The sequence below is a fragment of the Dethiosulfatibacter sp. genome (assembly GCF_983023055.1).
This window is the reverse complement of sequence record NZ_CEZJXU010000154.1, coordinates 1-5,218: the sequence shown is the minus strand read 5'-3', so window position 1 is coordinate 5,218 and position 5,218 is coordinate 1. Positions and strand designations below refer to the sequence as shown.

The window sequence follows — 5,218 nt, the reverse complement described above, 5'->3', positions numbered from 1 at the left end:
CTTTCCCTTCCACCTGTTGTTTCCTCTCCTTTTCCAAGGAGTAAAAATTTGCCAATTTCAAGATTTACTGCTATATCGTAAAGTATTTCTTCGCAAACAACTTTGGACCTAAGTCTAGTAAGCTTTCCTTCCGGCATGGATTTGTATTTATTAAAAAGGTAGTTGCTGACCATTATCTCAAGTACAGCGTCCCCTAAAAATTCAAGTCTTTCATTGTTTTTAATGTCCTGTCCATTTTCATTGGAATAGGAACTGTGAGTTAAAGCTTCCATAAGAAGCTCCCTGTCGGTAAAACTGTATTTCAGTCTTTCTTCAATAAGCGATAAACTATTATCCATTATTCCTCCATTATTCAAATTATAAAGGCATGAAACCTTTCATATTTACATCCAGTCCAGTAAACTTAGATGATTAATAATTAGAGATTGCTAATTAACTAAGAGTTAATCACTAATCACCAATCATTACTTCTTCATAAGCCAAGAAACAGCAATCATATCTCTTAAACATATCCGGCAACCCCAGGCAAAACCAAAAGAATTACATCATATATCTATATAAAAACAAAGCAGCTAAGCTACAAGAAAAGTCCTGAAATCAGGACTTTTTATTTATTATACCTTCAATGTATTCAACTGCATTCCTCACAGTTTTTATCTTTTCAGCATCTTCATCATCTATTTCAATATCATATTCATCTTCAATACTCATAATTAGTTCAACAAGTCCTATGGAATCTGCTTCAAGATCATCTGCAAAAGATGTATCCATATTGATTACAGTATCTTCTTCAAGATTTAACCGTTCAATAATCAGGTTCTTTATTGTTTGAAAAATCAATTGCTGTTTCCTCCCTTGTCCAATTCTTCTTTAATAATTTCATTCACTCCGCTGTCTAAAAACATTTTCGACTGTCTTATAGCATTCTTAATTGCAATACTGTCAGAACTTCCATGTGCTTTAATTACCGGAGCTTTAAGTCCCAGTAAAGGAGCTCCTCCATGTTCTGAATAATCAAGTTGCCCCTTAAGCTTTTTCATGGAATCCTTTATGAGATAACCACCAATTTTACCCTTTGTTGTTTTCAAGATTTCATCTTTCATCCTGCTCATAAGCTCCGCAGCTACACCTTCCATAAGTTTAAGAACAACATTTCCCACAAAACCATCACAGACCAAAATATCAGCATTGTTAGACATTATGTCCCTTGCTTCTATATTCCCTATGAAATTTAGTTCAGACTCCTTTAATAGCTTAAAGGTATCATTGACAAGTTTGTTTCCCTTGCCTTCTTCAGTTCCTATATTTATAAGTCCTATTTTTGGACTTTCAATCTTCAGAACATTTTCCATATAAATCGATCCCATTAGTGCAAACTGATTCAAAAATGCCGGCTTGCAGTCAACGTTGGCCCCAGCATCCATTAAAAGGCTGAATCTTTTTCCATTTGGGAACAGTGGTGCAAGACAAGGTCTTTCTATTCCTGGAAGTCTTCCCACTATGAATAAGCCTCCGCTTAATATTGCTCCAGTATTGCCTGCGGAAACAAATGCATCTCCATATCCGTTCCTGAGGGCATCCATTCCCTTTACCATAGAAGAATCCTTTTTCTTCCTAATGGCCTTCACTGGCTTGTCTTCATTAGTTATAACATCTTCCGCATTAATGATTTCTATTCTATTAAGCAGATTTTTGTCAGTAAGATATTTCTTTATTTCCCCTTCCTTTCCGGAAAAGGTAATTTTAACGTCATATTCTCTTAATGCTTCAATTGAGCCTTTGACTATTGCTTCAGGTGCGTTGTCTCCACCCATTGCATCCATAATAATATTCATTTTACACCTCGACATAATACTCAAGTTTTAGTATAACGTAGAACAAATAAATTTGCAATAAAAATGAAGATAGTGCGAACACTATCTTCATGGTTTTATTATTCTACGTTCAAGACTTCTCTTCCATCATAGTATCCGCATTCTCTACAAACTCTGTGAGGAAGCTTCACCTCATGACATTGTGGACACTCAACAAAACCTGTTACTTTAACTCTCTCTTTTGCCGTTCTCCTTTTGTCTCTTCTAGATTTGGATATTTTTCTCTTTGGTACTGCCATTAGCTACACCTCCTTATCAAGCAATTTTCTCAATTTATCTAAACGTGGATCAACAATTGCATCACCACAATTGCATTTACTGTGATTTCTGTTTATTCCACATTTTTGACAAATACCTTTACAATCATTTTTGCACAAAACTTTTATAGGCTTCGATACGTAAATAGATTGAACTATAGCATCTGTCAAGTCGATTTTATCATCAACAAGGTCAATGCTCAATTCATCTTCATTAACAACCTCACCTATGGTAATTTTAAATTCGGTTTCCACTTGGTGATTAAACTCATCAAGACATCTTGCACAGTTTTCAATATACTTATAAACCAACTTTACTTCTCCATATAGATTATCATCTGTTTTATATATATCAACAGTACACAGTACGTCATCTGTCAAGATAATGAAATCCTTTGTTTTCAAGCTTTCAGGCTTTACGCTATTAATATATTGCTTATAAACCGAATTATCTTTTAAAAAATCTTTTAAATCTAAAATCAAATATATCACCTCAAGACTGCAAGGAAAATTATATGTAAAATATACAGATTTGTCAAGCTATTTAACTAAGTTTTTTGAAACTAGTATTTCTGTGTCTCTTGCAATCATAAGTTCCTCATTTGTAGGAATTACAAACACCTTAACTTTTGCGTCATCTTTTGAAATAAGAGTCTCTTTTCCTCTTACATTATTCTTGTCATGATCAATGTTGATACCCATGAATTCAAGACCCTTGCAAATCTCTTCTCTTGAGTCAACTGAATTTTCGCCAAGTCCTGCAGTGAATACCAATACATCGACTCCACCCATGGCAGCCGCATAACTTCCAATGAATTTCTTGACTAAATAATGGAAAATATCAAGTGCAAGCTGAGCTCTTTCATTTCCAGCTTCTGCTGCTTCCTCAATGTCTCTGAAGTCGCTACTTACTCCTGATATTCCAAGCACTCCTGATTCTTTGTTGATTATATGGTTTACTTCGTCTATCGAAAGATTTTTCTTGTCCATAAGGAATGTTACTATCGCAGGGTCTATGTTACCGCTTCTTGTACCCATTGCAAGTCCTTCAAGAGGAGTAAGTCCCATGCTTGTATCAATAGACTTTCCATCCTTTATTGCAGTAACACTTGCACCATTTCCAAGATGGCAAGTAATTATTTTAAGATCTTTAATATCTTTATTCAACATTTCGGCTGCTTTTGATGATACATACTTGTGTGAAGTACCGTGGAAACCATATTTTCTAATTCCAAGCTCCTTGTAAAGCTCATATGGCAACGGATATATGTATGCATATGCAGGCATTGTCTGGTGGAACGCAGTATCAAATACTCCTGCCATAGGTACTTCCGGCATCAATTCCTGACAAGCTCTGATTCCTATAATGTTTGGCGGATTGTGAAGTGGTGCAAGATCAATACAATCTTCCATAGCCGATATTACTTCTTCTGTGATAATCTCTGAACCTGCAAATTTCTCTCCACCGTGAACAACTCTATGTCCAACAGCATCAATTTCCTCAAGAGATGCAATCGCACCATACTCAGGGTTTACAAGTGTATCAAGAACAAGTTTGATAGCTTCTTTGTGGCTCTCTAAGGGTTGCTCTAAAACGACCTTGTCTTTACCGACAGTCTCGTGCTTGACCCTGCTTCCTTCTATTCCTATTCTCTCGGTAAGACCTATTGCTAAAACACTTTCATCATCCATGTTAAGCAATTGATACTTAAGCGAAGAACTTCCGCAATTAATTACTAAAATATTCATTGAATCCTCCTAAATATATATAACTGACCTATATATATTAATACAAATTTGTTAATAAATCAATATTTTAGTTTGTTCACTTTCAGTTTTTATTATATACTGTCTATGGTGATAAAAATGAATAATATCGGAATAATATCAGAATTCAATCCCTTTCACAACGGTCATGAATATCTGTTGAAAAAAGTTAAGGAAAAATACAATCCAGACTGTATAGTAATATTAATGAGTGGCAACTTCGTACAACGTGGAGACTTGGCAATCATAGACAAATGGAGTCGGGCTGAAACAGCTGTAAAAGGTGGAGGCAACATAGTTCTTGAGCTTCCTCTCCCTTATGCTGTTCAAAATGCTGAAATGTTCGCAGAAGGTGCTCTTGGCATACTTTCAAAGCTGGATGTTAAAAGCATATGCTTTGGTACTGAAAGTGAAAATCTGGAAGAAATCATAAAGATATCGGAAATACTTTCAAATGAAACTCTTGAATTCAAATCCATACTTAAAGACAACCTGAGTCTGGGATACTCATATCCCAAATCAATTTCAAAGGCTCTTGGAAAAAACATGAAAGAAATATTCACCCCTAACAACATTCTTGGAATTGAATATGTAAAGTCAATAATGAGAAACAACTACAATATCAAACCTCTGAATGTGGAAAGAGTAGGAAGTTCATACAGTTCCAATAAAATGGAAGGAACTTTTTCAAGCGCAAGTGCTATAAGAAAGACTCTACTTGAATATAATAATTCTGATGTTTCCAGCAGTGTACCAACATATTCATATGATAAAATAATGTCTTTTCTTGATAACTATGGAAAGTTTAACTCCCTGGAACTTTGTTATCAGCTTGTTCAATACAAAATTTTGTCGTCAACCCATAATGAGCTTACAAGCATTTACGATATGAAGGAAGGAATCGAAAACAGGTTTATAAAAAACATTGGTTTGCATGAAAATCTTGATGAATTCATTAAAAATGTGAAATCAAAAAGATTCACTTATTCAAGAATTCAAAGAATACTGCTGAGTATTCTTCTAAATCTTACAAATGATTTTAACGAATCCATACAGATTGAAAATATAAACAGTGTTAAAGTTCTTTCGTTTGACAAGAATGGACAGTACTTCATGAAAAGCAACAAAAACAGAATCAATTTCATTACTAAGAAATCGGATTTCAAATACAAGACATCAAGCCTTGCAGACAGAAAAATATTCGAATTGACCAACAAATCTTCTCAAATCTACAACTTGGCTATTAATTCAAAAACGCTAAACAGCGAGCTCACTACAAACCCTTTTATTATAAAGAATGGATAATAAGCTAAATAAAAT

The 5,218-nt window shown here is 34.5% G+C and carries 7 protein-coding genes; 1 reads left to right on the top strand and 6 read right to left on the bottom strand.

The features are described 5' to 3' along the window. The 6 genes from AC3AX0_RS06770 to AC3AX0_RS06745 all read right to left on the bottom strand — a co-directional run. Positions 1-338 (bottom strand): ribonuclease III family protein (locus tag AC3AX0_RS06770; protein ID WP_487549546.1); only part of this gene is annotated, 338 nt, incomplete at its 3' end. A 259-nt stretch (positions 339-597) separates the two neighbouring features. Further along, positions 598-840, bottom strand: a complete 243-nt coding sequence (gene acpP / locus AC3AX0_RS06765) for an acyl carrier protein (RefSeq protein WP_487549545.1) — start codon at positions 838-840, stop codon at positions 598-600. Further along, a complete protein-coding gene (plsX, locus tag AC3AX0_RS06760; RefSeq protein ID WP_487549544.1) occupies positions 837-1,835 on the bottom strand; it encodes a phosphate acyltransferase PlsX in 999 nt (332 codons plus the stop codon). The genes acpP and plsX overlap by 4 nt, the downstream gene beginning before the upstream one ends. A gap of 98 nt (positions 1,836-1,933) precedes the next feature. Then, entirely contained in the window at positions 1,934-2,113 is a 180-nt protein-coding gene (rpmF, locus tag AC3AX0_RS06755) for a 50S ribosomal protein L32 (protein WP_487549543.1), read from the bottom strand. 3 nt (positions 2,114-2,116) lie between these two features. Continuing rightward, entirely contained in the window at positions 2,117-2,614 is a 498-nt protein-coding gene (locus AC3AX0_RS06750; RefSeq protein ID WP_487549542.1) for a YceD family protein, read from the bottom strand. Between the two features lie 57 nt (positions 2,615-2,671). Continuing rightward, positions 2,672-3,880, bottom strand: coding sequence for an acetate kinase (locus AC3AX0_RS06745; protein ID WP_487549541.1), 1,209 nt, complete (start codon positions 3,878-3,880; stop codon positions 2,672-2,674). 117 nt (positions 3,881-3,997) lie between these two features. Between AC3AX0_RS06745 and AC3AX0_RS06740 the strand changes: the two genes are divergently transcribed. Beyond that, on the top strand, positions 3,998-5,203 hold the full coding sequence (locus tag AC3AX0_RS06740) for a nucleotidyltransferase (RefSeq protein WP_487549540.1): 1,206 nt from the start codon (positions 3,998-4,000) through the stop codon (positions 5,201-5,203). The last annotated feature ends 15 nt before the right edge of the window (positions 5,204-5,218 follow it).

What these genes read in the sequence shown, in the direction of transcription:
- AC3AX0_RS06740 (WP_487549540.1), top strand. Translation starts at nt 3,998, where the DNA reads ATGAATAATATCGGAATAATATCAGAATTCAATCCCTTTCACAACGGT.
- plsX (WP_487549544.1), bottom strand. Translation starts at nt 1,835, where the DNA reads ATGAATATTATTATGGATGCAATGGGTGGAGACAACGCACCTGAAGCA.
- rpmF (WP_487549543.1), bottom strand. Translation starts at nt 2,113, where the DNA reads ATGGCAGTACCAAAGAGAAAAATATCCAAATCTAGAAGAGACAAAAGG.
- AC3AX0_RS06745 (WP_487549541.1), bottom strand. Translation starts at nt 3,880, where the DNA reads ATGAATATTTTAGTAATTAATTGCGGAAGTTCTTCGCTTAAGTATCAA.